This is a genomic window from Mycobacterium innocens (assembly GCF_900566055.1).
In the GTDB taxonomy this organism is placed as follows: Bacteria; Actinomycetota; Actinomycetes; order Mycobacteriales; family Mycobacteriaceae; genus Mycobacterium; species Mycobacterium innocens.
Genome location: NZ_UPHQ01000070.1, coordinates 23,132 through 50,097, shown reverse-complemented (window position 1 = coordinate 50,097; position 26,966 = coordinate 23,132). Strand labels below are relative to the sequence as shown.

Here is a 26,966-nt window from a genome sequence, read left to right as displayed (position 1 = left end):
CTCCACCACTGCCCCATAACCCCGCGTCGCCACCCCGACCACCGGCCTGACCGGCCGCCGCACCAGCCCCACCGGCCCCACCATTGCCCCACAACAAACCGCCAACTCCACCTGGCTGCCCCGGCGCCCCATCGGTGCCGTTACCAATCAACGGCCGCCCCAACAGCGTCTGGGTGGGGGCATTGACCACAGTGAGTAAAGCTTGCTGAGCATTGGCGGCCTCGGCGGCGACATATGAGAGCCCGCCAGCGCTCAAGGCCTGCACAAATTGGTCATGAAAATTTGTCGCCTGGGCGCTCAGCGCCTGATATTGCTGGGCATACGCGCCGAACAGGGCCGCAACGGCCGCCGACACCTCGTCGGCGCCGGCCGCGAGTATTCCCAGGGTCTGGCCAGCCGCCGCCGCGTTGGCCGCATTGATCGCCCCACCAATACCCGACAGGTCCGAAGCCGCCGCCGCCAGCTCCTCTGGAGCCGCAATCAAAAACGACATCACAGGCCACCTCTGCATCCTGGTCATCAGGCGCACAGACCCGTCGCCACGCGCACGGTAAGACAGCAATTATATGGTGATCTAGGTCATATCAGGCTGCGTTCCTGACAACCGATCGTCATCCTGCTGACGTTTCAGGACATCTTCATCCACGCCAACGTGCGAATGACGTGCGGCCCAACTGCGATGGCTGATTGCCACACCGCGGTCTCACCACTGGCACCACGCACGCCAGCCCCAGGCTTACAACACCAACTACGCCGCGGAATTCCCCATCGTCGATGCGCTGTTCGGCACCCTGTATCTACCTACGGGCCGCTGGCCCGCCGAGTATGGCATCGACGATGACCAACCCGACGGCTATCTGCGCCAGCTCGTGTCGCCGCTGCGCTGACGTCGGGAGAGTCAGAGTTCTCCGGCGTCGATGGCTTCCTTGACCTCCTGCGCGTGGGCGACCTGCGCCGGGGTGTAGCCGATTAACACCGCAGCCCCGCCGACGATGACGGCCGCTCCGGCGATCCACAGCAGGCCATAGGTGTAGCCATGGTCGAGCGCGGCCAGCTGAGCGTCGTTCATGAACTTCACCGGGCCGGTGGTACCACCGAGGTACAGCGTGCGCGAGGTGATCACGGCCTGGACGACGGCCAGCACCAGCGGCCCGCCGAGGCTCTGCAGCATGAGCGTCATCGCCGACACCGGGCCGATCTGGTCAAAACCCACGCCGGCGATCGCCGACAGGGTCAGCGGCACAACCGCCATGCCGATGCCGACCCCACCTACGACGATGGGCACTACCAGGTTGGGGAAGTAGGCCACGCCACGGTGCATGAACAACCAGCCGTACAGCATGGCCAGAACTAGTAAATATCCCCCGGCGATCGTCAGCACCCGGGGCGAAAACCGCGACACCAACTGCGAGGAAATGCCCAGGCCGATACCCATCGCGATGACGAACGGGATGAAGCCGACACCGGCGCGCAGCGCGCTGTAGCCCAGGATGTCCTGCACGTACAGGCCGATGCTCACCGTCAGCGTGAACATGACGCCGCCGGCCAGGAAGATCGCAATAAAGGTGACCAGCCGGTTGCGGTCGCGGAACAGGTGGAACGGCACGACGGGGTTTTCGGCGGTGCGTTCCACCACGACGAACGCGAGTGCGGCGGCCAAAGCCACCGCACCCGAACCGATGGTGGTCACCGAGATCCAGCCCTTTTCCGGCCCCATCGAGAAGGCGAAGACGGCAGCGGTGCATGCCAGTGTGGCCAGCATGGCGCCGGCCGCGTCGAGCTTCATCCGCTCACGGTTGGTTTCCCGCAGTGCGGTGCGGGCCAGGTAGATCATCACCAGGCCGATCGGCACATTCACCAGGAACGCCAGCCGCCACGAAACCTCGGTCAGCGCTCCGCCGACCACCAGGCCCATCACCGAACCGATCGCCGTCATCGCCGCGAACACCGCCGTGGCGGCGTTACGCGCCGGTCCCTTCGGGAACGTGGTCGCCACCAGCGCCAGACCGGTCGGTGAGGCGATGGCCGACCCCACGCCCTGAGACAGTCGCGCGATGACCAACGTGGCCTCGTCCCAGGCGACCGCGCACAGCACCGAGGAGATGGTGAACAGCGCGACGCCGACAATGAAGGTCCGCTTGCGCCCGATGGTGTCGCCGAGGCGCCCCCCGAGCAGCATCAGCCCGCCGAAGGTCAGCACGTAAGCGGTGATCACCCAGCTACGGCCGGCGTCGGACAGGCTGAGTTCGTTCTGGATCTTAGGAAGCGCGACGATGGCGACGGTGCTGTCCATGGTCGCCAAGAGCTGCATCCCGCCGATGGCGATGACAGCGGCGATGAAGCGACGGGATGGCAGCCAGGTCGGGTAATACCTGGTGATGCGCTGCGAGGCGGTCTCCGCCGAGCGCGCCGGGCGAGCCGACGCCGGACGCTCCTGCCGTCCGGACGTCCAATTGTGGGCAGCCCGCTCTGTGTCGTTGAGAGCCGTCATAACGGGTTACCTTACAGTAATCTTAAGAATTGTTTAAACCCCGAACGGCACCGAGGCCTGCAACAGCCCCGATGACGACGATCGCGGGAGGTCGGATCCCCTCTGCGCGGACCTTTTCCGGCGTGTCGGCGAGGGTGGCCCGCAACGTGTGCTGCGCCGGCGTCGTTCCGTGCTGAACCACCAGCACCGGCGTTTCCGCAGGTCGGCCGCCTTTCAATAGCGCGTCGACGAAAAGTTCGATTCGCTCCACCGCCATCAGCAAAACAATGGTGCCGGACAGTGCTGCCAAAGCATTCCAATTCACTAACGATTCGGGATGACCGGGCGGCAGATGGCCGCTGACCACGACAAACTCGTGATTTGTGGCCCGATGCGTGACCGGAACGCCCGCGGAAGCAGGAACTGCTATGGCACTCGTCACACCTGGCACCACAGTCACCGGAATGCCGGCATCGGCGCATGCCAGTACTTCCTCATAGCCCCGGGCGAACACGAAGGGGTCACCGCCCTTGAGGCGTACGACAAAGCTGCCGGACTTGGCCCGTTCGATCATGGCGGCGTGGATTGCGTCCTGGGCCATGGCCCGCCCGTAGGGGATTTTGGCGGCGTCGATGACTTCCACATACGGGGGAAGCTCGGCGAGCAACTCCGGTGGTGCCAGGCGGTCGGCGATCACGACATCGGCCTGGGCAAGCAGGCGACGACCGCGGACGGTGATCAATTCGGGGTCGCCGGGTCCGCCGCCGACCAGCGCTACCCCACCGCGGACAACGTCGGAGCTTACGGGGCTTTCCACGGTAATGACGCCACGTTGCAACGCCTCTCGGATCGCCGACCGGATGGCAGCCGAACGGCGGTGCTCGCCGCCGGCCAGCACGCCCACCGACAGCCCTGCATAGCTGAATGTCGCCGGGGTAACTGCACTTCCTTCGACGGCGATGTCGGCACGGACGCAGAAGATCTGCCGGCGATCGGCTTCGGCGACCACGCTCGCATTCACCTCCGCGTCGTCGGTGGCCGCTACCGCGTACCAGGCCTGTTCGAGGTCACCGTCGCGGTATTCGCGCAGCGACAACGTGATGCCTTCCATCGCCTCGACAGCGCGGGTGGCGCTACGGGAGATCACGTGCACGTCTGCGCCGCTCGAGATGAGAAGGGGTAGACGGCGTTGGGCGACACTGCCCCCGCCGACCACGACCACCTTCTTGCCGGCCAGTCGCAATCCGACGAGGTAAGGGCTCTCGGTCACCCGCCAAGCTTAGTGGTCGCGCCCGCCCGGCGGAGCCGGGCGCAGCGCATCACCACCGTCGAACACCGCGGTGATCGCCAGCCCGGCGGAGCCGGGCGCAGCGGGTGTCGCCGAGCCGCGAATGTAACGCCACGGCGAATCTGCGGTTCGCGGGCCGCTACGACCGGGCGGCGGCATGTGCGACGAAGCGCGCTACCGCTTCCGGCGTCGCGGCCGGATGCGTATGCAGGTAGGACGCATGCACCCCGCCATGCACGACGCCGTCTCGCACGGGGTGGCCGTCACGCCCGGAGCCGCGATACACCCACGCCGGCTGGTAGCTGTCGGTGAACGTGACGGTGGTGCGGTGGAATTCGTGCCCGGCTACCCGCCGGCCGACCGAATACAGCGGCGAATCGGCGACCGCGACGGCGTCGCGGTATCCCAGTGTGAGGCGCTGGGTAAAGCGTGCCGAACCGGCCAGCACGCCGCACATCGGGTATCCATCCAGTTCGGATACCAGATAGATCAGTCCTGCGCATTCGGCGTGTACCGGGGCGCCCGCGGCCGCCAAGTGTTGGAGCTGGCCGCGGACCAGCTCATTGGCGGAGAGCTCCGCCGCGAATTGCTCAGGGAATCCACCCGGCAGCAGCACGGCGTTCGTCCCTTCCGGCAGTGCCTGATTGAGCGGGTCGAACTCGACGACATCGGCCCCGACGGCCCGCAACAGCTCGGCATGTTCGGCGTAGGCGAAGCTGAAGGCCTTGCCCGCCGCCATCGCAACGGTCGGGCGCCCGCCCATTGGCCCGCCGACGGCCGTCACCGGGTCCCACGGCGGTGCGCCGACGCGGCTTGCGGCGGCCGCGACCATTGCGCTCAGATCGATGTGCCGAGCGACCAATGCCGTCATCGCCTCGACTGCCAGCCGGGCCCGGCGACCATACTCAACGGCGGTGACGAGACCCAGATACCTTGTCGGAAGCTCTAATTCAGCGGTGCGGGGGATGGCGCCCAGCACGGGGACACCGGCCTGCTCGCACGCCTGTCGCAGCACATGCTCATGCCTGGCCGTCCCGACCCGGTTGAGGATGACGCCGACAATGCGGGTTGCTGAGTCGAAGGTGGTGAAGCCGTGCACCAGCGCGGCAACGCTGTGGCTCTGGCCCCGCGCGTCGACCACCAGGACCACCGGCGCTCCCAGCAAGCCTGCGACGTGCGCGGTGGACCCTGCCGCAGGACCGCTCACCGCTTTACCGATGCGCCCGTCGAACAGGCCCATCACACCTTCGACCACCGCGATGTCGGCGCCGACGGTGCCGTGCGCGTAGAGCCCGCCGATGAGCTGCTCCCCCACCAATACCGGGTCCAGGTTGCGACCGGCCCGCCCTGAGGCGAGGGTGTGGTAACCGGAATCGATGAAGTCGGGACCGACCTTGAAGGGCGCGACCCGGTGACCGGCTTGGCGCAGGGCCCCCATCAAACCCGTTGCGACGGTGGTCTTTCCGCTGCCCGAAGCGGGTGCGGCGATCACCAGGGCCGGTGTCGAGGTCACGGTCTCACCACTCGATGCCCTGCTGACCCTTGCGGCCCACATCCATCGGGTGTTTGACCTTGGTCATCTCAGTCACCAAATCGGCTGCCTCGATCAATCGAGGTGGTGCGTCGCGTCCGGTGATCACGACATGTTGGTGGCCGGGCCGTGCCAACAACACCTCCACCACGTCGTCGACGTCAAGCCAACCCCACTTCAACGGGTAGGTGAACTCATCCAACACATAAAACTGGTGGCGTTGCTCCGCCAGTCGGCGTGCGATCTCGGCCCAACCGTCCGCCGCCGCGGCGGCGTGATCAACGTCGCTGCCGGCCTTGCGCGATTTACGCGTCCACGACCAGCCCGCTCCCATCTTGTGCCATTCGACGGCTCCGCCGATCCCATGTTCGTCGTGGAGCCGACCGAGCTGATGGAAGGCCGCTTCTTCGCCCACTTTCCATTTGGCACTCTTGACGAACTGGAATACCGCGACCTCGAGCCCGACATTCCACGCGCGCAGCGCCATTCCGAAGGCTGCCGTTGATTTTCCCTTGCCGTCACCGGTATGTACCGCCAGCACCGGCAGATTGCGCCGGGCCCTGGTTGTCAGACCGTCATCGGGGATGTAAGTCGGATTTCCCTGCGGCATAAGCGGTTACCTTTCCGGCCTCAAGTCCCGGCTTCAAGCCACGTTACGGACGGCCCGCGTCAAGTGTTCGGCGTGCAGCTGCTCGAGCCGAATGGCCGGCGCTCCCAGCTGACGGGCCAGCCGCCCGGCCAATCCTAGCCGTACGTACGAAGTTTCACAGTCTACGACCACGGCGGCCACGCCCTCAGCGGCCAGTCGTGCTGCGGCAATTCTACTGCGGCCCAATGGGTCTAGCCCGGATGTAGCCCGTCCGTCGGTAAGCACCACCACCAGGGCACGGCGAGCGAGGTCACGGGCCTTCTCCCGGACGACCAGCTCGCGCGCTGCCAACAGACCTTCCGCGAGCGGGGTTTTGCCGCCGGTGTCGAACCGGGCCAGCCGCCGGCCGGCGATGTGCGCCGACGACGTGGGCGGCAGCAACAACCCGGCCTCGTGCTGCCGGAATGTGATCACCGCGACCTTGTCACGCCGCTGATAGGCGTCGCGCAGCAGCGACATGGTCGCGCCGCTGACCGCGGCCATACGATCGCGGGCGGCCATCGATCCCGAAGCGTCGACGACGAAGATCACCAGGTTGCCCTCGCGTCCCTCACGGACCGCGCGGCGCACGTCGTCCGGCTGCAGCCGCAGGGGCCCTGCGCTCGACGCATGCTCTGCCGCGGAAAGCAGGGTGGCGAACAGGTGCAATCCATGGGCGCCGGCGTCGCAGCCCTCGGCGGCCGCGACCACGCTGCCAGATGCGTTGCGGGCCCGCGACCGTCGTCCGGGCGAGCCCTTGCCGACGCCCGGAACAGTCAGGGCGCGGGTACGAAACATTTTCGACGGCGGTGCGCTGGGGCGCGGGGTACCCGGCTGTGGCGACTTCGATCGTGAGTTCGTTTGCACAACAGCGTCCTCAGCCGGCTGAGCGCCCCCGGGCGGGCCGGGATCCGGGTCCGGCTCCGGCTCCGGGTCGGCACCGGCTTGCGCCAGCGCCTCGTTCAGCCGGTCTGGGTCGATACCGTGATCGTCGAACGGGTCCCGGCGGCGCCGATGCGGCAATGCCAGTTCGGCGGCCACCCGGATGTCCTGTTCCCCGACGGTGCGTGCGCCGCGCCAGGCGGTGTGGGCCGCTGCCGTTCGGGCCACCACCAGATCGGCCCGCATGCCGTCGACGTCGAAGGCCGCGCATAACGCGGCGATGCGCCGTAATTCATTGTCCGGCAATACAACCTTGTCGACGAGAGCGCGTGCCGCGGCGATCTGGCGGGCCAGTTCGGCGTCGGCTTCGACGTAGCGTTCGGCGAATGCATCGGGATTGGCCTCGTATGCCATCCGTTGCCGGATCACCTCCACGCGCACGTCGACGTCTCGCGACGCCTGCACGTCGACGGTGAGACCGAAGCGGTCCAGCAGTTGCGGACGAAGTTCGCCTTCTTCGGGATTCATGGTGCCGATCAGGACGAAACGGGACTCATGCGAATGCGATATACCGTCGCGTTCGACATGTACCCGTCCCATCGCGGCGGCGTCGAGCAATATGTCGACCAGATGGTCATGCAGCAGGTTGACTTCGTCGACGTAGAGCACTCCGCCGTGAGCACGGGCCAGCAGGCCCGGTGAAAACGCGTGCTCACCGTCACGCAGGACCCGCTGCAAATCCAGCGAACCCACCACCCGGTCCTCGGTGGCCCCCAATGGCATCTCGACGAGCCCGGCGCCGGCGCCCCCGGTCGCCGCCGACAGCAGCGCCGCAAGCCCGCGCACGGCCGTCGATTTCGCGGTGCCTTTCTCTCCGCGAACCAGCACCCCGCCAATCTCCGGGCGAATGGCGCACAACAGCAACGCAAGACGCATGTGGTCGTGTCCGACGATCGCACTGAACGGATACGGTTTCACGAGTGGGCCGCCGGACCGGATGCGGGCCGCAACATCGGCACATGCGGGATACCGTCGTCGATGAAATCGTCACCGTCGCGGACAAATCCGTGCTGCGCGTACATATCTGCCAGATATACCTGCGCGTCAATCCGGCATGGGTAGTCACCAACCTCGGCCAAGGCGGCACGCAGCAGCCTGGTGCTATGCCCCTGACCGCGGACGTCACGTCTGGTGCATAGCCGGCCGATCCGGAACGTCTTCTCGCCTCCGGCGTGCTCCTCCATCAGTCGCAATGTGCAGATCACCTCACCGTCAGGGTTTTCCAGCCAGAAGTGTCGTGTCTCGGCGAGCAGATCGCGGCCGTCCAGCTCGGGATATGGGCAGGCCTGTTCGACCACGAAAACCTCCACCCGCAGCTTGAGCAGTTCGTAAAGGGTTGGCGCGTCAAGGTCTTTCGACCAGGCTCGGCGCAAGGCTTCGGTCATGAGCGCCGCTCTTCCCTGCAACCGGGTGGGCGTACCCCCACTGCAACGTCGCCGGCGTGGGTCATGCGGGGTCCAGCTGCAGCGCCCTGGTGGTCCAGGACCACACTTCGTCATACAGCGCGGGCTCTTGGGAGAGCTTGGCTCCCAGTGACGGTACCATCTCTTTGAGGGCGGGCAGCCACGACTGATACCGGTGGCCAAAGCAGCGCTGCAGAACCTCGAGCATGATGGGCACCGCCGTCGAGGCGCCCGGCGAACCTCCCAGCAGCCCGGCGATGCTTCCGTCGGCGGCGCCGACCAGTGTGGTGTTGAACTCGAGCACCCCACCTTTGCGCTTGTCGCGCCGGATCACCTGCACCCGCTGACCGGCCACGGTCAGCTCCCAGTCGGAATCCACTGCGCTGGGGGAGAATTCATGCAGCGCGTCGATGCGATCCGGTGCCGAGAGCAGCAGCTGACCGATCAAATAGTTCAGCAAGGTCAGTTCGGTCACGCCGACGCCGAGCAGCGACAGCAGATTGTCGCGCCGGATCGACCGGGGCAGATCGCTGAAGTGGCCGTGTTTTAAGAACTTTGGCGACCAGCCCGGGTACGGCCCGAACACCAGCCAGGGCTTACCGTTGACGAACCTCAGGTCGAGATGCAGCGCTCCCAGAGGCGGCGCGCCCGGCGATGGAAATCCATAGACCTTGGCCCGGTGCGCGGCGGTGAGCGCCGGGTTGTCGCTGCGCAGAAATCGGCCGCCGATGGGAAAACCGGCAAAGCCCTTGATCTCCTTGATGCCGGACCTCTGTAACAACAGGAGCGCGTCCCCACCGGCGCCGACGAAGACGAACCTGGCTTTCAGCGTGTGCTTTTGACCGCTACGGCGGTTGCTGACGGTCAATGTCCAACTGCCGTCGGGCTGGCGACGCAGATCACGGACCTCGTGGCCGAACAGCGCGGTGGTGCCGTTGCGTACGCAATAGCCGATGAGCTGGCGAGACAATGCGCCGAAGTCGACGTCGGTGCCGTTCGGAGCCCAGTTGAGCGCGACCGGCTCGGAGAAGTCGCGTTTTGCGGCCATGAAGGGCAGCCGGCCAGCGAACTCGTCCGGGTCGTCGATCAGTTCGGTGCCGGAGAACAATGGGTTACCGGCCAGCGCATCGTGGCGGCGCCGCAGGTAATCCACGCGGTCGGCGCCGTGCACGAAACTCACGTGCGGGACGGGATTGAGAAAGCCACGTACGTCGGTCAACATGCCGTTTTCCGCGGCGTAGGCCCAGAACTGGCGGGTTACCTGGAATTGCTCGTTGATCACGACCGCTTTGGTGACGTCGATCGTGCCGCCGGGACCGGCTGGGGTGTAGTTCATTTCGCATAGCCCCGCATGGCCGGTGGCGGCATTGTTCCACGGACTGCTGCTCTCGGCGCCAACGGCATCGAGCCGTTCGACCACGGTGATCGACCAGTCGGACTCCAGTCGTTTGAGCAACGCCCCCAGCGTCGCGCTCATGATGCCCGCGCCCACCAGCACGACATCAGCAGCCCTGGCCAGCTTTGCCACCGGATTGTTGGTCCTTTCTCGGGTGTGCCGGTCCAAGGTTATCCCGACGGCCGGGCTCAACGACGTCCCCTCCGTCCGGCGACGGGTGCCGCCTGGCGTCATGGCCGGAAGGCTGCGTCGACTCGCCGCGGCTCACGAGGCCACAGCGACTGGCGCGCAATCCTTTCCGCGTGCACCGTTCCGCAGGAATACGGCGCGGAGTCGGAGCGGTGGACGCTGGTCAGTCTTTCGTCACGTTGCGTGCGTGCAGAGCCGGGGATTCGCTATCCACTCCCCACACCAGGATCCGCCGGGGATGAATGCGGATCAGGGCACCGCCGGACCCCTCCTGGGCGCCGTCCACCGACAGCGCCTCGGCCCGCCCGCGAATCTCGATCCCTCGAGGGCGCCACGGATCGATGGAGGCGAGGTCATCGATGACGAAGGACACCCGGGCATCATTCTGGACGTTGCGAAGCTTGCGGCTGCCGGCCATCGCGCGGCCGCCGATGTCGATGGTGCCCAGCTCCGCGTTGTACTGGAAGCGGACCGGCCGCACCTGGGGTGAGCCTTTGGGGGCGAGCGTCGCAAGCCTGCCGAGACGTTGGCTGGCCAGATACTCGATCTCGGCGTCGGTGAACACAGTCACAAGTGGTGATCCTCACCTGGGCGGGTTGGCGGGCAGGTCGGCGAGCGGGTTGGCGGGCGACCCGGATCGGTAAGCGGATCCTAGCCACCAGGACCGGAAAGCGGAGGCTTTGTCAGCTCCTGCAAGCGGGCTGACCTGACAACACCGACACTGCCGGGGTTTCCGCGCTGACCGATCCTCGCCCCCGGGCTGTCGAGGTGGCACTGCGCGCTGGACCCGCCCGTCCAGCACCGCACGACGTCGGGGCTGACCACACTCTAAGCTGGCCCGGTGACTGGCTGGATGCCCGACTTCCTGCCCGGCTATTGGCAGCACCCGATCCCGCTCGGACCGGACCCCGACGGTGAAGGCGACCTCGTTGCGACCCTGATCCGCCGCGGAGATCCCGTCCAGACCAATCACGCCGTCCTGGCAGTACACGGCTATACCGACTACTTCTTCCACACCGAACTGGCCGATCACTTCGCGCGCCGCGGGTTCGCCTTCTATGCGCTGGACCTCCGCAAGTGCGGCCGCTCCCGGCAGGACGGCCAGACCCCGCACTTCACCACCGATCTGGCTCACTATGACGCCGAACTGCAACACGCCCTGCGGGTCATCGGCGAGCAAACGGACACGGCGCGAATTCTGGTGTACGCCCATTCCGCCGGCGGGCTGATCGTCTCGCTGTGGCTGGACCGGTTACGCCGGCGCAGCACGACAGCGCACGCCGCCGTCGGCGGGCTGGTACTCAACAGCCCTTTCCTGGACCTGCACGGCCCGGCGATTCTGCGTTCCGGCCTGACCGCGGCCGCGGTCGCCGCGATATCGCGAATGCGGCCCAAGGGGGTGGTCCGCGCGCCGCGTGAGCGAGGATACGGCACCAGCCTGCACCGCGACTATTACGGCGAGTTCGACTACAACCTGCAGTGGAAACCCGTGGGCGGCTTCCCGATCACCTTCGGCTGGGTGCATGCCACCCGTCGCGGTCAGGCACGGCTACATCGCGGGCTCGACGTCGGCGTGCCCAACCTGATCCTTCGTTCCGATCACACCGTGCGCGAAAACGCCGATCCGGCAGCCCTGCAACGCGGCGACGCGGTGCTCGACGTCACCCATATCGCCCGCTGGGCGGGTTGTATCGGCAACCGCAGCACCATCATTCCGGTGCCGGACGCCAAACACGACGTGTTCTTGTCGCTGCCGGAGCCGCGCCGGATAGCCTATCGCCACCTGGACAACTGGTTGGACCACTACCTCGGCACACTGGATGACACCGGCGCCTCGGCATCGTCGGGGAAAGGGTGAGCGCCTCAATGGAAACCTACGACCTGGCGATCATCGGAACCGGTTCGGGCAACAGCATTCTCGACGACCGCTATGCAAACAAACGGGTGGCGATCTGCGAGCAGGGCACCTTCGGCGGCACCTGCCTCAACGTCGGGTGCCTGCCGACGAAGATGTTCGTCTACGCCGCCGACGTGGCCAAAACCATCCGGTGTGCCAGCCGGTACGGCGTCGACGCGCACATCGACGGGGTGCGCTGGGACGATATCGTCTCCCGGGTTTTCGGACGCATCGATCCGATCGCGATGGGCGGCGAGCAGTATCGGCGCTCGGCCCGCAACATCGACGTGTACCCCGCCCATACCCGGTTCGGCGGTGTCCAGGCCGACGGACGCTATCTGTTGCGCACCGACGGTGGTGACGAGTTCACCGCCGATCAGGTGGTGATCGCGGCCGGCTCGCGGCCGGTGATTCCGCCGGCGATCCTGGCCTGCGGCGTCAGGTACCACACCAGCGACACCGTCATGCGGATCGCCGAGTTGCCGAAGCATCTGGTAATCGTCGGAAGTGGTTTCGTGGCAGCAGAATTCGCGCACGTCTTCTCGGCGTTCGGGGTTCGCGTGACGTTGGTGATCCGCGGCGGCTGCATGCTGCGGCATTGCGACGACACGCTGTGCGAACGGTTTACCCGCATCGCGTCGACGAAATGGGAACTGCGCACCTATCGCAATGTCGTGGCCGGGGAAAACGGCGCAACCGGCCTGTCGCTCACGCTCGACGACGGGTCCACCATCGACGCGGATCTGCTGCTGGTGGCGACCGGCCGGAGATCCAACGCCGACCTGTTGGACGCCGACCGGGCCGGCGTCGACATGGCCGACGACCGGGTGGTAGTCGATGAATACCAAAGGACTTCCGCGCGTAGTGTTTTCGCGCTCGGTGACGTCTCGTCGCCGTATCAGCTCAAGCACGTCGCCAACCACGAAGCCCGTGTCGTGCAACATAACCTGCTGTGCGACTGGGACGATACCGCGTCGATGGCCGTTACCGACCATCGCTACGTACCGGCGGCGGTGTTCACCGATCCCCAGCTGGCCGCTGTGGGATTAACCGAAAATGAATCCGTAGCAAGAGGTTTCGATATTTGCGTCGCGATACAGGAGTACGGCGACGTCGGTTATGGCTGGGCGATGGAAGACACCACCGGGTTCCTCAAGCTGATCGCCGAACGCGGCAGCGGGCGCCTGCTGGGCGCGCACATCATGGGCCACCAGGCGTCGTCGATCATCCAGCCGCTGATCCAGGCGATGAGCTTTGGGCTCACCGCAGCCGAGATGGCCCGCGGCCAGTACTGGATTCACCCGGCACTGCCCGAGGTGGTCGAAAACGCACTGCTGAACCTGCGCTGACGTCAGCGGCGGCGCTGCGCAGGATCGCGTCGCCGGGGAGGGCGCGGATCGGTGGCGTCGCCGAGATCCTGCATGCTGTCCTGACACGCCGGGCACAGGCCACGCAGCGTCAGACCGGCCCGCTCCGACAGCGCGAACGAGCTGCCCGCCATCGCGTGCTCCAGCGCCGAGCTCAGCTGCCGCGCGGGCACTTCGATGATCGCCCCGCACTGGGTGCACACCGCATGGTGGTGCGGCGCGGTGGCCAGCCCGTAAGTGGTAACCCCCCCATCGAGGGTCAACGCATGCAACACTCCCTGGTCGACCAGGGTGGTCACGGTGCGGTAGACGGTGGCCAGGTCGGGCGGCTGAGCCTGGGCGGACAGGCAGGCAGTCAGCCGCTGATGAATCTCGGCCACCGACAAATGGCCGTTGACCGGTTCGAGGACCGCCAGCACCTGAATCCGCGAGGGCATCCGCCGCAGGCCGTGGGCACGCAGGAGCCGACCGATCCGTTCAGTGACGGCCGGGTCCAGGCCCGACGGCTTTGACGTCACCTGTTCAGTGTCGCGCCGCAAGGCCGGGTTCGCCAGTATCCCGTCCGGCTCGGGGTGGCGAGCAGTCAGCTGACTGCGACGCCGCCCGTGCGCCGGGCGGACCCGCCACCACGGCCCCGGCTTGGCCCCATGCCGACGCCGACTGCCGGGCGCCGGCACGCTCGGCGGGGCCGCGCACCCGGACCCGCGGGGCAGATCCGGCGCGGTGCCAGGCAAGGACGATGGTCACAGCCACAAAGGATTTGAAGCATCTCCGGTGGTGACAATAGGCCCTAGGCGCTACCTGGCCGCCTTGCGTACTGTCGCCGCAGACGCCTGTTTGATACCGCTCTATCCCCGCACCAGCGGGATAGGCATGACAGGGGTTGAGCCGCCGGCAAATCTGGCGCAGGCGCGCACTTGACCGCGGGCAAAACAGGCCGTTCGAAAAGTTGACCTGTTCAACGCCGGCCGCAGCCTTGGGGGAATCTCGTGCCAAAAATCCGGAACGCCGCGCAAACCGGCGCCATTACTTCAGTTCACCGCCTTTTCTACGGCCGGGACGCCGAGGCCCGCGCCGCGTGGGTGTCCAAAGCCCGGTGTCGCACCATCGACCCTGAGGAATTGTTCGTGCGCGGCTCCGCCCAGCGAGAAGCGGCGGCGGTCTGCCGTAACTGCCCGGTGATTCTCGAGTGCGCCGCCGATGCGCTCGACAACCGCGTCGAGTACGGGATCTGGGGCGGGCTGACGGAACGCCAGCGTCGTGCCCTCCTCAAGCAGCATCCCGACGTGAAGTCCTGGGCGGCCTTCATCTCCGCCCGGCGCAACCACCGCACCGCGGCGCCCGGGACGGGCGCCGCCAGCGCGTAGCATGCAACGCGGTGTTTGCCGGCAGCAAACCGCGGTGCTTCTGCAAGTGACTTGCAATAACTCGTGATGCAACCTACAGTCGTGCCTGTTGCGTTCCGCCCGCCGCTGCAAGGACCAACATGGCCCGTAGAGAACTTGACCGGCGCCCGTCACATCCCTCGCAGTTGACAGGTATCTCCCGGGTGCTCGGCGTCTTGGCGCCAGCGGAATGGTGGCGCCTGGGTTCGATGTTGGCCGTCATCGTCGCGCTGCACCTGGTTGGCTGGATCACCCTCATCGCTCTGGTGGAGCCCGCGCAACTCGCCGTGGGCGGCAAGGCATTTGGCATCGGTATCGGCTTGACCGCATACACGCTCGGCATGCGGCACGCCTTCGATGCCGACCACATCGCCGCCATCGACAACACCACCCGCAAGCTGATGAACGACGGCCAGCGGCCGCTGGCCGCTGGGTTCTTCTTCTCGCTGGGCCACTCCACCGTCGTCTTTGCTCTGGCGGTATTACTGGCAACCGGAGTCAAAGCCATCGTCGGACCGGTTCAACAAGACTCCTCGTCGTTGCACCACTACACCGGCCTGATCGGCACCGGCGTCTCCGGAGTGTTCCTGTATCTGATCGCCGTGCTCAACGTCATTGTCCTGGCCGGCATCCTGCGCGTGTTCGCCCGGTTGCGTCGTGGCGAGTTCAACGAAGCCGAGCTGGAGCAACAGCTGGACAATCGAGGACTGATCAACCGATTCCTCGGGCGGTTCACCAAGGCGATTACCAAGTCCTGGCATATGTATCCGGTGGGGTTGCTGTTCGGGCTGGGCTTCGACACCGCCACCGAAATCGCGCTGCTGGTCCTGGCGAGCACCAGCGCGGCAGCCGGGCTGCCCTGGTACGCCATCCTGTGCCTGCCGGTGTTGTTCACCGCGGGCATGTGCCTGCTGGACACCATCGACGGTTCGTTCATGAACTTCGCCTACGGTTGGGCATTTTCCAATCCGGTGCGCAAGATCTACTACAACATCACCATCACCGCCCTGTCGGTGGCGGTCGCGTTGCTGATCGGCAGCGTCGAACTGCTCGGCCTGTTCGCCGGTGAATTCGGCTGGCGGGGCCCGTTCTGGAGGTGGATCGCCGGGCTGGACCTGAACATGGTCGGCGTCGCGGTCGTCGCCATGTTCGTGATCACCTGGGCCGTCGCCCTGCTGGTATGGCGCCTCGGCCGCATCGAACAGCGGTGGACCACCGCGGCCAGCAGTGCAACGTGATTCCCATTTGTGTTGTGGTGCCGGCGGCACTGCGGCCAATCCGAGCAGACGTCGATCATGCACACTGCGTCCCGAGTTCCGACCCAGCTTTGCAGGTCTGTCGTAGACCATGGGGAGTCGGAAACTGACGGCAAACACCGTCTTGTTGGCGCATCACCGAGCGTCCACTCGCTAAACCCTGGGCCGTGGCACGGTCCGGCCCGTCCGGTGGATGCGGAGCCGTGGCGGCCCGGCCGGGCCCCGTGCGCCTCGCAGCTCACCCTGCCGTGGTCCGGCTCGCAGGCGTCCCCGCATCGGGGAACGCAGATCCACCGTGGGGCACGACTAACCCGGGAACTATATGGTTATGATTTTCATGTTCAATAGTAGGCTACGCGATGTTGAAGCGCGAAGATGGAGGGACCGTCGTGACGTTGAGCGTCGTTCCGGAAGGGCTGATCGCCGCGAGCGCGGCCATCGAAGCATTGACCACACGGCTGGCAGCCGCGCATGCAGCTGCGCTTCCGCTGATCACCGTGGTGGCCCCGCCGGCTGCAGATCCGGTGTCGGTGCAAAGCGCAGTCGAGGCCGGTGTTCGTGGCAGCGCCCACGCTGCCGTGGCGGCCCAGGGCGTCGAGGATCTCGGCCGCTCAGGTGTCGCGGTAGCTGAGTCCGCTACCACTTACGCAACCGGCGACGCGCTGGCGGCCGCTTCCTACCTCAGTGCTGGACTATGACCGCGCCGGTGTGGCTGGCCTCACCTCCGGAGGTGCATTCAGCTTTGCTGACTAGCGGCCCGGGTCCAGAACCGTTGCTGACAGCCGCGGCGGGATGGTCCTCACTGAGCGACGAATATGCCGCGGTAGCAGCAGAACTGGGAACGTTGTTGGCCGCGGCGCAGGCCGGGGTGTGGCGGGGGCCCAGTGCCGGCGCATTCGTGGCCGCCTACGGTCCCTACCTGGCCTGGTTGACACAGGCCAGTGCCGACAGCGCGACAGCGGCCGCCCGGCACGAGACCTTGGCCGCGGCATACACGGCCGCGTTGGCGGCCATGCCAACTCTGCCTGAATTAGCCGCCAATCATGCCAGTCACGCGGGTTTGGTGGCGACGAATTTCTTCGGGATCAACACCATCCCCATTGCGCTCAATGAGGCCGACTATGTGCGCATGTGGATTCAGGCCGCGACGACGATGGCGACCTATCAAACAATATCCGGAAGCGCGGTGACATCGATCCCACAGACTGGGCCCGCCCCGCCGATCCTGAAATCGAACACACCGGCCCAGGAGTCCGGGAAGGCCGGCGACTCAGGCCACGCCACCCCGATAGACAACCTCATCGCCGAAATACTGAAGGTCATCAGCGGCGGCCGCATCATTTGGGACCCCGCGAACGGCACCCTCAACGGGTTGCCCTACGACGCGTACACGAACCCCGGACAACCAATCTGGTGGTTAGCTCGCGCCCTCGAATTCTTTCAGGACGGCGAGGAATTTTGGCGGCTCCTCTTCACCAATCCGCTGGCGGCGTTTGAGTTCCTGTTCAGCATCTTGGTGTTCGATTTGCCGACCCACATCATGCAGATCGTCACCTGGCTAGCCCAGTCCCCGCAGCTGTTGGCGGTTGCGCTCGGCCAAACCATCGCCACCCTGGGGGCGGCAACGGGCTTCGCCGGACTTGCCGGCCTGACTGCCACCCAGGTTGCCGCGATCCCGGTACCCGGTCCGGAGCCGGTGCTACCGATGACATTGCCGGTCGCTGGGATAGCTCCAACGCTTCCGACGGCCACCGCCTCGGCAACGGCTCCCGCCTCGGCGCCGGCGCCCGCTGCCGGCACCGCCGCGTCAACCCTCGCGCCGACACCAGCGGCCGGTATCGAAGGGTTTCCACCCTTCGTCGTCGGCGGCCCAAGCATCGGGTCAGATTCGCGACTTGCGACCCGTGCCCAGACGAAGGAGCCAGCTTCTGATTCGGCCGCGGCCGCCGCGGCCGCGCAGGCATCGGATCGGCGGGAGGCCCGCGCTCGTCGGCGCCGACGGACGCCGACCAAAGAACGGGGACATCGCGACGAGTTCGCCGAGATGGAGCTCGACGGGGACCTGGCCGCTCCCCGACCCGACGAACAGCAGGTTTCGGGTGAGTCGGCGTGGGGTGCGGGGCCGCTGGGATCCCGCGGCGCGGCACGCACCCAGACACTCGTCGAAGCGGCGGGTTTCGCCACGCTTGACGGCAGCGGCCTCGGCGACGGCGCGCAGCTGCCGATGATCCCCGCGACCTGGAATGCCAAGGCGGACAACGGGACAGACAACCCACACCACAATCGGGAGAAATAGCGACGAGCTTGTTGGATCGATGCGGCTCGGCGAGGCGGCCTAGCAGGTCATTGACTAGGCGGAAATCCGTTGCGGTACGTGTTGTCGCTCATGGCGTCAGCGTCGATCTGAAAGCCGGTCCTCGCCATCGGCGATAGCTCTATCGACCGTAGACGGTGTAGAACATGCTCATGAGCACCCTGGTGCTTCGGCCCACCCATCGACGCTGCGCGGGGCACGATCATGCATGAGCTCGCCCTGTGCGAGGCGATCGCCGGCGTGGTCAAGACGCATGCCGACGGACGCCACGTCGACGTTGTCCGCGTGCGGGTCGGCGCGCTTCGGCAGGTGGTCCCGGAGTCGCTGTCGTTTTGCTGGACGCTGGTCCGCGACTCGGCGGACATGCCGGACGCCGAGCTGGAACTGGAATGCGTCACCGCCGAGGTCCGCTGCGGTGCCTGCGGCCGGCAGTCGGAAATCACGTCGGCCTGGTCGATCTGGTGTCCGCACTGCGACAGTCCCGACGTCGAGGTGCTACGCGGCAACGAATTCCTGGTAACGTCGCTCGATGTCTCGTGAAAGGTGTTGGAAATGGGTAGGTTTCACCGCCACGACGACGGCACTGGGCACATCCACAAGCATGAGCACGGCGACCACGACCACAGCCACGACCACGGGGACCACACCGGTTACCAGACCGGCGCTGCACGCATCGACGTCCTCGAAGACATCTTCGCCGAGAACGACGCGCGCGCCACTATCAACCGGGCGGCATTCGACAGCAACGGCATCCGCGCGCTCAACCTGATGAGCTCCCCCGGGTCGGGAAAGACCACCGTGCTGCAAGCCACGCTCGATGAGCTCGCCGGCGAGTTCGCAATCGGGATCATCGAGGGCGACATCGCCACCGACCTGGATGCCGCGAAACTCAGCGGCCGCGGCGCCCAGGTGTCGCTGCTCAACACCAGCAACGGGTTTGGCGGCGAATGCCATCTGGACGCGCCCATGGTCAACCGCGCCCTGCCGGGTCTGGACCTGCCCGGTCTGGACCTGGTAATCATCGAAAACGTCGGCAACCTGGTGTGCCCGGCCGAATTCGACGTCGGCGAGCACGCGAAAGCCATGGTCTATTCCGTCACCGAAGGCGAGGACAAACCGCTGAAGTATCCGGTGATGTTTCGCTCCGTGGATGTGGTGCTGCTCAACAAGATTGATCTGGTGCCCTACCTGGACGCCGATGTGGAGGCCTACATCGCCCATGTCCGCCAAGTGAATGCCACCGCGGCGATCTTGCCGGTCAGTGCGCGCACGGGTGCGGGTATGGCTGCCTGGTTCGGTTGGCTACGTCGGTTCGCCCGCGGCTTGCCCCCTGGAGAGGGAAGCCTAACGCGTTGACGAATCGTCAACTGCAAACTATTTGCAATGATCACGGGCATAGCCGGATTGCGAATTCTGTTCTGACACTGACGGTAAAGGACAAAGACAGGCTAGGCAACAGGCGGCCACCGAATGCCGCATCGGTTGCCACCTGCGAACCATTGACAAGGTACAACGACACGGAGTAGACCCAAAAATAGCGCTGCGCAAGTGGGCCGGCGGTCGACTCCGGCAGCGTCAGGGGTTTCAGCTCACCCCGGAAAGCTGCAATATGCCAACAGAAGCAGCAGTCAAAGCAGAAGAAGCGTTGATTCACGTTCTGTGGATCAACGCAGGTCTCAGCTGTGACGGCGATTCGGTGGCGTTGACTGCCGCCACCCAGCCCAGCGTCGAGGAAATCGCCCTAGGAGCGCTTCCCGGCCTCCCCAAGGTCGCCGTCCACTGGCCGTTGATCGATTTCGAATGCGGACCCGCCGGCGGGGCCGACGACTTCCTCGCCTGGTTCTTCAAAGCCGATCGCGGCGAGTTGGAGCCCTTCGTGCTGGTCGTCGAAGGGTCGATACCCAACGAAAAGATCAAGGACGAGGGCTATTGGTGCGGGTTCGGCAATGATCCGGCGACCGGCCAGCCGATCACCACCAGCGAGTGGCTCGACCGGCTGGCACCCAAGGCCACCGCCGTCGTCGCCGTCGGGACCTGCGCCACCTATGGCGGCATCCACGCGATGGCCGGTAACCCCACCGGCGCCATGGGTGTTCCCGACTACCTCGGCTGGGAATGGAAGAGCAAGGCCGGCATCCCGATCGTCTGCGTGCCCGGCTGCCCGATCCATCCCGACAACCTCGCCGAGACGCTGACCTATCTGCTCTACATGGCGACCGGCCAGGCGCCGATGATTCCGCTCGACGACGCGCTGCGGCCCACGTGGTTGTTCGGCCAAACCGTGCACGAGGGCTGTGACCGAGCCGGCTATTACGAGCAGGGCGACTTCGCCACCGAATACGGTTCGCCGAAATGCATTGTAAAACTTGGCTGTTGGGGTCCGGTTGTGAAATGCAACGTGCCCAAGCGCGGCTGGATCAACGGTGTCGGCGGGTGTCCGAACGTCGGGGGCATCTGCATCGGCTGCACGATGCCGGGCTTCCCGGACAAGTTCATGCCGTTCATGGACGAGCCACCGGGCGGCAAGGTGTCCACCACCGCGTCGGGTCTTTACGGAACCGTGATTCGCAACCTGCGGGGTATCACGGCGCGCACCGTCGACAAGGAACCACGCTGGCGCCACAAGGGCACCCAACTCACCACCGGCGCCCAGAGAACCTGGTGAGTACCTGGTAGGCGCGGCGCCGCAACCTCAGCTCAGCATCTCGGACGGAGAGAATTCGATGACCACTATCGTCCCCGAGCCGACCACCGCCAAGCGCGAACCCGGCCAGCTCGTCGAAATGTCCTGGGATCCGATCACCCGGATCGTGGGCAGCCTCGGCATCTACACCAAGATCGACTTCGAGAACAAAGAAGTCGTCGAGTGCCACAGCACCTCGTCGATCTTCCGCGGCTACTCGATCTTCATGAAGGGCAAGGATCCCCGCGACGCCCACTTCATAACCAGCCGCATCTGCGGCATCTGCGGCGACAACCACGCCACGTGTTCCTGCTACACCCAGAACATGGCCTACGGGGTCAAGCCGCCGCACCTCGGCGAATGGCTGATCAACCTCGGCGAGGCCGCCGAATACATGTTCGACCACAACATCTTTCAGGAGAATCTGGTCGGCGTGGACTTCTGCGAGAAGATGGTCGCCGAGACCAATCCGGGGGTGCTGGCCAAGGCGGAGAACACCGCGGCGCCGCACGCCGATGCGCACGGCTACAAGACCATCGCCGAGATCATGCGCTCGCTCAACCCGTTCAGCGGCGAGTTCTACCGGGAGGCCTTGCAAGTCAGCCGCTGGACCCGGGAGATGTTCTGCCTCATGGAGGGTCGCCACGTGCACCCGTCCACCCTGTACCCGGGTGGCATCGGGACCACCGCGACAGTGCAGCTGATGACCGATTACATGACCCGGCTGATGCGCTATGTCGAGTTCATGAAGAAGGTCGTCCCGATGCACGACGACCTGTTCGACTTCTTCTACGACGCGCTACCCGGTTACGAGAAGGTGGGCCTGCGCCGCACGCTGCTGGGCTGCTGGGGTTCCTTCCAGGACCCCGAGGTGTGCAACTTCGCCTACAAAGACATGGAGCGCTGGGGTAACGCGATGTTCGTCAGCCCGGGCGTGGTGGTCGATGGCAAACTGGTCACCCACTCGCTGGTGGACATCAACCTCGGCATCCGAATCCTGTTGGGCAGCTCCTATTACGACGACTGGACCGACCAGGAGATGTTCGTCAAGACCGATCCGCTGGGCAACGCCGTGGACCGGCGGCACCCGTGGAACCAGCACACCAACCCGCATCCGCAGAAGCGGGATATGGACGGCGGCAAATACAGCTGGGTGATGTCGCCACGTTGGTTCGACGGCAAGGACCATCTGGCGCTGGACACCGGCGGCGGCCCGCTGGCCCGACTGTGGGCCACGGCGCTGGCCGGCCTGGTCGACATCGGCTACGTCAAGGCGACCGGCAACAGCGTCAAGATCAACCTGCCCAAGACCGCCCTGAAGGGGCCGGTCGAATTCGAGTGGAAGGTGCCCAGGCACGGCAGCAACACCATCGAACGTGACCGGGCCCGCACCTACTTCCAGGCCTACGCGGCCGCATGCGCGCTGCACTTCGCCGAGAAGGCGTTGGCGGAAATCCGCGCCGGACGAACCAAGACCTGGGAGCGCTTCGAGGTGCCCGACGAGGCCATCGGCTGCGGCTTCACCGAGGCGGTCCGCGGCGTGCTCAGCCACCACATGGTGATCCGTGACGGCAAGATCGCCAACTATCACCCGTATCCGCCCACCCCGTGGAACGCCAACCCGCGCGACAGCTACGGCACGCCGGGCCCCTACGAGGATGCGGTGCAGGGTCAGCCGATCTTCGAGGAGAATAGCCGGGAGAACTTCAAGGGCATCGACGTGATGCGCACGGTGCGCAGCTTCGATCCGTGCCTGCCCTGCGGCGTGCACATGTACCTGGGCAAGGGCAAGACGCTGGAGAGACTGCACACGCCAACGCAGTCACCCGCCGGGGAGTGACGCATGGCCGATCGCCCGGATACCCCCGAGAACGACACACATTGGCGCACCGCGGGCGATCGAATCCAGACCTTGCTGGATTCCTGCGCGGCGGCCGGGACGACCGCGCACGAACGCGCCCAACAGCTGGTCCGCGAGGTGGTCGGGCTTTACGGAGCCGGGCTGGAACGGATTATGCGATCGCTGGACGACCCCGGTTTGGCCGAGCGGCTGGCCACCGACGACCTGGTGGCCAGCCTGCTCCTGGTACACGGCCTGCATCCGCATGACGTGCACCGGCGGGTGACCGACGCGCTGGCGCGGGTGCGGCCCTACCTGGGTTCCCACGGTGGCGACGTCGACCTGATCGAGGTCACCGATACCGTCGTCCGGCTGGCGTTCACCGGCAGCTGCAAGAGTTGCCCGTCGTCGGCGGTGACACTCGAGCTGGCGGTGCAGGACGCCATCCGGGCGGCCGCCCCGGAGATCTGTTCGATCGAACTGGTCGCCAATGCCAAGTCCGGCACCGTCATTCCGGCCGAAACCCTCTTGGCGCGAGTGCATTCCAACGGCCATGACGCCACCTCCTGGCACCCGGTGCCGGAGCTGGACGACCTGGCGCCCGGCGAGGTCGGCGGTTTCCTGGTCGACGGAACAACGTTGCTGGCGTGCCGGGTCGGCGACCAGACGTTCGCCTATCGCGACCACTGTCCGGTGTGTGACGACACGCTGGCCGGCGCGGAACTGTGCGACGCGCTGCTGCGCTGCCCACGCTGCGACACCGGATTCGACGTGGTGCGCGCGGGTGCCGGTGCGAACGGGGCCCATCTCGACCCGTTGCCGCTGCTGCCCCGCGACGGGGTGCTCTCGGTGGCACTACCCGAAGCCCTGGGAGCTTCGGCATGACGAGTCCCTATGACGTTCTGGCCCGGATCAGGACCGACCAGCGGGCCCCCGCGCCGGCCGACGAACGATGTGAGATGTGCTCGGAGCCGATACCCGACGAGCATCAGCATGTGGTGAATGTGGCTGGACGGCAACTGATGTGCGTCTGCCGCGCCTGCTATCTGCTGTTCACCGACTCCGAAGCCGAGCTGCGCTACCGCGCCGTACCCGACCGGTATCTGGCGTTCCCCGATTTCGCGCTGGACCGGCGCACCTGGGAGGCCCTGCAGATTCCGGTCGGGGTGGCCTTCTTCTTCACCAACTCCGACCTGGGCCGCACCGTCGCCTTCTACCCGGGTCCGGCCGGCGCTACCGAATCGGAACTGGATCTCGACGCCTGGAACGCCCTCGGCGGGGCCGACCCCCGGCTTCGCCTAGTCGCCGACGATGTGGAGGCGCTCTTGGTGCGGGTCCCTGAATCCGGCCCGCCGCAAAGCTTTCTGGTGCCAATCGACGCCTGCTACGAATTCGTCGGCCGGTTGCGGTTGCTGTGGCGCGGCTTCGACGGCGGCCACCGGGCGCGGGAATTCATCGACGGCTTCTTCGCCCAGGTCGCCGCGCAGGCACGGGAGACGCCGCGGTGACCCAGCCGATGGACCTGACGTTCGCCGTACTCGACGTGGCGCCGGAGCCGTACACCGTCAGCCCGGTGCTGACCGCCCGTATCGGCGTCGCCGCCAGCGGCGACGACCCGGTGCACGCCATCGCGCTGCGCTGCCAGATCCGCATCGAACCGCTGCGGCGTTCCTACTCCGACGACGAAGCCGCCGGACTGCTCGACTTGTTCGGACCCCGGGAACGCTGGGCGAACACCCAACGCACCTTCCTGTGGCAGCATTGCACCGCCATGGTGCCGGGTTTCACCGGCCACACCACCGCGGCGCTGCCCTTGGACTGCACCTACGACTTCGAGGTGGCCGCGGCCAAGTACCTGCACGCGCTGAGCAGCGGCGCGATCCCCCTCCAATTCCTGTTCAGCGGAACGGTTTTCGTCAAATCCGAGCGCGGTTTCTCGGTGCAGCACGTGTCCTGGGACTGCGAGGACCGCTACGACATGCCGGTCGCGGCCTGGCGCGAGCTGATGGCCCAGCACTACCCGAACACCGGGTGGCTGCGGCTCAGTCATGACACCATCAGCGCGCTGGCCCACTACAAGTCGGCGCGCGGCCTGCTCGACCTCGACCACGCTCTCACCGCGCTGTTGGCCGACGCATCGCAGCGGGAGGCAAGCCCGTGACCTCCAGCTGGGACCGCGCCCGCGCCGTCGCCGACGCGGTGCTCTACGAGGGCTATCTGCTCTACCCGTACCGCGGGACGTCGAGCAAGAACCAATCCCGTTGGCAGTTCGGCGTTCTGGGACCACCTGGCGCGGCCGGCGCCGGGCTGGGCGAAGACGACACGATGGCGGCGCAGTTCCTGGTCGACGACGCCCGGGCGATCACCCTGGTGGTGAGATTCCTGCAGCTGCAGCACCGCCGCGCCGAGCGGGCACGTGCCGGCGGCGGCTTTGAACCCGTCGCCGAACTGACCACGGCGTCGGGATCGTGGCTGTCCTGGGACGAAGCCGTCGAATGTGAAACCTCCTTCGGCCCGTTGGCATTCGAGGACCAGCCGTGGACGCTGCCGGTGCTGGCGCAGGAGGCGACCGACGTCGAATCCGTCGACGGCGGCCGTCTGGTTCGCCACCGCCGGGAGGTGCGTGGCGAGCTCACCGTCTCCAGCGAACCCGACGGTGAGCTGCGCCGGGTCTCGGTGCGTATCGCCAACGTCGGTCCCAGCCCTTGCGACAAGAACGATGCGATTGCGCGGTCTCTGATCGGCACCCATGTCATCGTCGAAGTCGTTGGCGGCCAGTTTGTTTCGTTACTCGAACCACCGCCGGCCGCATCCGGGGCGGTGTCGCGGTGCACCCAGCACCGGTGCTTCCCCGTGCTGGCCGGGCCACCGGGCAGCCATGACCTGTTGCTGATTTCGCCGATCATCCTCTACGACCACCCCGAGGTCGCCGAACAGAGCAGCACCGAGCTGTATGACTGCACCGAGATCGACGAGATCCTGACGCTGCGCGTGATGACCATGACCGACGAAGAAAAGGCTCAGGCGCGGGCCACCGATCCGCGGGCCGCCCGGATCATCGACCGATGTGAGGCCATGTCGGCGCAGGACATGGCCCGGTTGCACGGGGTGCTGCGGGATCCGCACGGGGTTGCCGGGTTGGTGCCGGAGATACCCGTGGGGCTCGACTGGTGGGATCCGCTGGCCGACGACGCGGTTCGTCCCGAGATCGACGCGGTGCTGGTGAACGGGGTCCGGATCGCCCGGGGCAGCCGAGTCCGGTTACGGCCGAGGCGCAACGCCGACGCGCAGGACATCTTCGTCGCCGGCAAGACCGCCCGCGTCGCGTCGGTGCACCAGGACGTCGACGGCAACACCCACGTCGCCGTGGTCGTCGACGACGATCCGGCCGCCGAACTGCACGAGTGGTACGGCCGCTACCTGTACTTCTCCCCTGACGAGGTGGAACCGCTACAAACTCAAAACATGTGAAAGGAGTTCGCCATGGACGTCTTAGGTTGGGTGTTCATTGCCCTCATCGCGCTGGTGGTGGCCGTCGCGGTGGCCTTGGGTGTGGCATCACTCCCGGATGCCCGCCGCTACCTGAAGCTGCGGCGGATGTAGCCGGGCCCGGGTCAACCCATGACAGCGCGCATCCTGGTCGCCGGAATCGGCAACATCTTCCTGGGGGACGACGGTTTCGGCTCCGAGGTGCTGCGCCACGCCGAGATTCCGCAGGACGGTTCGCTGGTGCGCGTCATCGACTACGGCATCCGCGGCATGCATCTGGCCTACGACCTGCTCGACGGCTGGGACACCCTGGTGCTGGTCGACGCGGTGCCCAGCCGCGGCAATCCGGGCGCCTTACACGTCTTCCAGGCCGATCATGACCGGTGGTCCGACCCGACGAGCCTGGACGCGCACAACATGGACCCGGCCACCGTCTTCGCCAACCTGAGAGCGCTGGGGGGCACGCCGCCCTACACCGTCGTCGTCGGGTGCGAGGCGGGTAGCGTCGAAGAAGGCATGGGGCTCAGCGAACCCGTCGCCAAGGCCGTCCCCCGTGCCGCCCGCGCGGTCGAGGAGATTGTCGCGGCGTTGCGAACAACCTCGGCCCCGGAAGCGATCCGAGAGGAGTGCTGATCATGTGTCTGGGTATACCCGGTCAGGTGATCAGGATGCTCGACGGCTACGAGGGGCAGCTGGCACTGGTCGATGTCACCGGCGAGCAGCGCAAAGTCAACGTGGGCATGCTTCCGGAGGAGACGTTCGCACCCGGTGACTGGGTGATCATTCACATGGGCTTCGTGGTCGAGAAGACCGACCGGGCCGGAGCCGAGCAGGCGATGGCCGGCCTGGAGCTGATGGGGCGGGGCCGCAATCCCGATGGCGATTGAC

The 26,966-nt window shown here is 66.3% G+C and carries 27 protein-coding genes; 17 read left to right on the top strand and 10 right to left on the bottom strand.

The annotated features are described in order from the left end of the window. The 9 genes from EET03_RS08705 to EET03_RS08665 form a co-directional block, all read right to left on the bottom strand. Positions 1–493, bottom strand: a 493-nt coding sequence (locus EET03_RS08705; protein ID WP_136625662.1) for a PE family protein, incomplete at its 3' end; no start/stop codon positions are given. A gap of 405 nt (positions 494–898) precedes the next feature. Continuing rightward, on the bottom strand, positions 899–2,491 hold the full coding sequence (locus EET03_RS08700) for an MFS transporter (protein WP_075543550.1): 1,593 nt from the start codon (positions 2,489–2,491) through the stop codon (positions 899–901). A 22-nt stretch (positions 2,492–2,513) separates the two neighbouring features. After that, complete coding sequence (gene cobA / locus EET03_RS08695; protein ID WP_075543551.1) at positions 2,514–3,740, bottom strand: uroporphyrinogen-III C-methyltransferase; 1,227 nt, start codon at positions 3,738–3,740, stop codon at positions 2,514–2,516. A 157-nt stretch (positions 3,741–3,897) separates the two neighbouring features. Then, entirely contained in the window at positions 3,898–5,271 is a 1,374-nt protein-coding gene (locus EET03_RS08690; RefSeq protein ID WP_244232284.1) for a cobyrinic acid a,c-diamide synthase CobB, read from the bottom strand. Positions 5,272–5,275: 4 nt separating this feature from the next. Further along, positions 5,276–5,899, bottom strand: coding sequence for a cob(I)yrinic acid a,c-diamide adenosyltransferase (gene cobO / locus EET03_RS08685; protein ID WP_099194077.1), 624 nt, complete (start codon positions 5,897–5,899; stop codon positions 5,276–5,278). A 33-nt stretch (positions 5,900–5,932) separates the two neighbouring features. Continuing rightward, positions 5,933–7,777 (bottom strand): magnesium chelatase subunit D family protein, encoded by a 1,845-nt coding sequence (locus EET03_RS08680; protein ID WP_075543554.1) that lies wholly within the window; start codon positions 7,775–7,777, stop codon positions 5,933–5,935. Next, on the bottom strand, positions 7,774–8,244 hold the full coding sequence (locus tag EET03_RS08675; protein ID WP_075543555.1) for a GNAT family N-acetyltransferase: 471 nt from the start codon (positions 8,242–8,244) through the stop codon (positions 7,774–7,776). Before EET03_RS08675 ends, EET03_RS08680 begins: the two co-directional genes overlap by 4 nt. Before the next feature lie 61 nt (positions 8,245–8,305). Then, entirely contained in the window at positions 8,306–9,790 is a 1,485-nt protein-coding gene (gene mqo / locus EET03_RS08670) for a malate dehydrogenase (quinone) (RefSeq protein WP_075543577.1), read from the bottom strand. A gap of 220 nt (positions 9,791–10,010) precedes the next feature. Further along, positions 10,011–10,418, bottom strand: coding sequence for a PPOX class F420-dependent oxidoreductase (locus EET03_RS08665; protein WP_075543556.1), 408 nt, complete (start codon positions 10,416–10,418; stop codon positions 10,011–10,013). A gap of 270 nt (positions 10,419–10,688) precedes the next feature. Between EET03_RS08665 and EET03_RS08660 the strand changes: the two genes are divergently transcribed. Next, on the top strand, positions 10,689–11,705 hold the full coding sequence (locus tag EET03_RS08660; RefSeq protein WP_099194076.1) for an alpha/beta hydrolase: 1,017 nt from the start codon (positions 10,689–10,691) through the stop codon (positions 11,703–11,705). A gap of 8 nt (positions 11,706–11,713) precedes the next feature. Then, on the top strand, positions 11,714–13,093 hold the full coding sequence (mtr, locus tag EET03_RS08655) for a mycothione reductase (RefSeq protein ID WP_075543558.1): 1,380 nt from the start codon (positions 11,714–11,716) through the stop codon (positions 13,091–13,093). A 2-nt stretch (positions 13,094–13,095) separates the two neighbouring features. Here the strand turns inward: mtr and EET03_RS08650 are convergent, their stop codons facing one another. Next, positions 13,096–13,629: a Fur family transcriptional regulator gene (locus tag EET03_RS08650; protein ID WP_075543559.1), complete on the bottom strand. Its 534-nt coding sequence runs from the start codon at positions 13,627–13,629 to the stop codon at positions 13,096–13,098. 507 nt (positions 13,630–14,136) lie between these two features. Here EET03_RS08650 and EET03_RS08645 point away from each other — a divergent pair. The 15 genes from EET03_RS08645 (at position 14,137) to EET03_RS08580 (ending at position 26,965) form a co-directional block, all read left to right on the top strand. Then, complete coding sequence (locus EET03_RS08645) at positions 14,137–14,478, top strand: WhiB family transcriptional regulator (protein ID WP_167470610.1); 342 nt, start codon at positions 14,137–14,139, stop codon at positions 14,476–14,478. A 119-nt stretch (positions 14,479–14,597) separates the two neighbouring features. Then, positions 14,598–15,734, top strand: a complete 1,137-nt coding sequence (gene nicT / locus EET03_RS08640; protein WP_075543560.1) for a Nickel transporter NicT — start codon at positions 14,598–14,600, stop codon at positions 15,732–15,734. Positions 15,735–16,141: 407 nt separating this feature from the next. Beyond that, positions 16,142–16,450 (top strand): PE family protein, encoded by a 309-nt coding sequence (locus EET03_RS08635; RefSeq protein WP_075543579.1) that lies wholly within the window; start codon positions 16,142–16,144, stop codon positions 16,448–16,450. Beyond that, on the top strand, positions 16,447–18,048 hold the full coding sequence (locus EET03_RS08630) for a PPE family protein (protein ID WP_075543561.1): 1,602 nt from the start codon (positions 16,447–16,449) through the stop codon (positions 18,046–18,048). The genes EET03_RS08635 and EET03_RS08630 overlap by 4 nt, the downstream gene beginning before the upstream one ends. Before the next feature lie 222 nt (positions 18,049–18,270). Beyond that, positions 18,271–18,606: a hydrogenase maturation nickel metallochaperone HypA gene (locus EET03_RS08625; RefSeq protein WP_063472513.1), complete on the top strand. Its 336-nt coding sequence runs from the start codon at positions 18,271–18,273 to the stop codon at positions 18,604–18,606. Positions 18,607–18,618: 12 nt separating this feature from the next. After that, positions 18,619–19,422 (top strand): hydrogenase nickel incorporation protein HypB, encoded by an 804-nt coding sequence (gene hypB, locus EET03_RS08620; protein WP_075543563.1) that lies wholly within the window; start codon positions 18,619–18,621, stop codon positions 19,420–19,422. Between the two features lie 253 nt (positions 19,423–19,675). Beyond that, the gene (locus EET03_RS08615) at positions 19,676–20,731 is read left to right on the top strand and encodes an NADH-quinone oxidoreductase subunit B family protein (protein ID WP_075543564.1); all 1,056 of its coding nucleotides are present in this window, start codon (positions 19,676–19,678) and stop codon (positions 20,729–20,731) included. Between the two features lie 58 nt (positions 20,732–20,789). Further along, complete coding sequence (locus EET03_RS08610; protein WP_075543565.1) at positions 20,790–22,589, top strand: nickel-dependent hydrogenase large subunit; 1,800 nt, start codon at positions 20,790–20,792, stop codon at positions 22,587–22,589. Between the two features lie 3 nt (positions 22,590–22,592). After that, entirely contained in the window at positions 22,593–23,474 is an 882-nt protein-coding gene (locus EET03_RS08605; protein WP_075543566.1) for a NifU family protein, read from the top strand. Beyond that, on the top strand, positions 23,471–24,097 hold the full coding sequence (locus tag EET03_RS08600) for a DUF5947 family protein (protein WP_099194074.1): 627 nt from the start codon (positions 23,471–23,473) through the stop codon (positions 24,095–24,097). Before EET03_RS08605 ends, EET03_RS08600 begins: the two co-directional genes overlap by 4 nt. 8 nt (positions 24,098–24,105) lie before the next feature. Beyond that, complete coding sequence (locus tag EET03_RS08595; RefSeq protein ID WP_075543580.1) at positions 24,106–24,750, top strand: DUF6084 family protein; 645 nt, start codon at positions 24,106–24,108, stop codon at positions 24,748–24,750. Further along, positions 24,747–26,060, top strand: coding sequence for a hypothetical protein (locus tag EET03_RS08590; RefSeq protein WP_075543568.1), 1,314 nt, complete (start codon positions 24,747–24,749; stop codon positions 26,058–26,060). Before EET03_RS08595 ends, EET03_RS08590 begins: the two co-directional genes overlap by 4 nt. A gap of 12 nt (positions 26,061–26,072) precedes the next feature. Continuing rightward, positions 26,073–26,192, top strand: a complete 120-nt coding sequence (locus EET03_RS32955) for a DUF6893 family small protein (RefSeq protein WP_023372388.1) — start codon at positions 26,073–26,075, stop codon at positions 26,190–26,192. A gap of 18 nt (positions 26,193–26,210) precedes the next feature. Continuing rightward, complete coding sequence (locus EET03_RS08585) at positions 26,211–26,711, top strand: hydrogenase maturation protease (protein WP_075543569.1); 501 nt, start codon at positions 26,211–26,213, stop codon at positions 26,709–26,711. Between the two features lie 2 nt (positions 26,712–26,713). Then, positions 26,714–26,965, top strand: coding sequence for a HypC/HybG/HupF family hydrogenase formation chaperone (locus EET03_RS08580; RefSeq protein ID WP_075543581.1), 252 nt, complete (start codon positions 26,714–26,716; stop codon positions 26,963–26,965). The last annotated feature ends 1 nt before the right edge of the window (position 26,966 follow it).